The 361-nt window shown below is 44.6% G+C and carries 1 pseudogene; it reads left to right on the plus strand.

Annotated elements, in window-relative coordinates:
- Nucleotides 1-10: 10 nt before the first annotated feature.
- Nucleotides 11-361, plus strand: a pseudogene (locus tag ACNART_RS17945) (hypothetical protein); the annotation flags it as partial.

The raw sequence follows: 361 nt of genomic DNA on the forward strand, positions 1-361 counted from the left end.
TCATGAAGCCATGGGGTATGAGGCGTTCGCCATCCCGAGAGTGGCTTCTGTGTATATGGCGGTGAATGATTATGCGTATTTTCAGGGAATAACGCATATCCGAATGGAAGGACCTGTATTACGTTATGAGTATGTTTATGACAATGTTCAGGTTCAAGACCCACAGATGGCCAAAAGAGCCAATATGGTGGTCGATATTTATGGTATCCCGTTACCGGATAGTACAAAATCAACGTATGGTGTGGAGTGGTATGGAGCCTTTCAGGGATTTCGAAGTGCGATTACACGTAATACACAAATGACTTATTGTGTGTCTCGACAAAAAATCCACCTTGAAGGCGGGCGCTATTGGTCTTTGCCA

This window comes from Proteus sp. LHD240705 (genome assembly GCF_047921555.1).
Lineage (GTDB): Bacteria > Pseudomonadota > Gammaproteobacteria > Enterobacterales > Enterobacteriaceae > Proteus.